A 431-nucleotide genomic window follows, 5' to 3' on the forward strand; every position below is an offset into this window, starting at 1 on the left:
CCTGTCCGACCGGAGCGATTGCCTATCACCAGCCCGATGCCAACACCAGCGGCGACTACCTGCTGCGTTTGCTCAAGCACTACCGGGAGGCGGGCGGCGAAGCGCCTCGACTGCTGATCGCCGGTGAAAACGAGCGTGAATGGGTGGAAGCCGAACTCACCCACCTGCCCGCCAACTGGCTGCCGGTCTGGGTGGAGGAGAGCGCAAGCTTAGGTATCGAAAGCTGGTTCGCCGCCCTTGCCTATGGCGCCAGCGCGGTACGCATTGCGCTCGGTGATGATGCTCCCGCAAGTGTGCGGGCATTGGTTGAGCGGGAGCTGGCGTGCGCCGCCGTGCTGCTGGCGGGCGCCGGTCTCGCTGCCGATCGCATCGCCCTGTTTAACGTTGATGCCGAGCAAGATAAGCCGATCTCCGGCCTGCCAACCGTTGCC

1 pseudogene is annotated in these 431 nt (G+C 65.2%); it reads left to right on the forward strand.

Features of this window, described 5'->3' with window-relative positions:
• Window positions 1-431: pseudogene (locus DBR30_RS22475) on the forward strand (ferredoxin); the annotation flags it as partial.

Source organism: Aeromonas sp. HMWF017 (assembly GCF_003061465.1).
GTDB lineage: Bacteria > Pseudomonadota > Gammaproteobacteria > Enterobacterales > Aeromonadaceae > Aeromonas > Aeromonas veronii.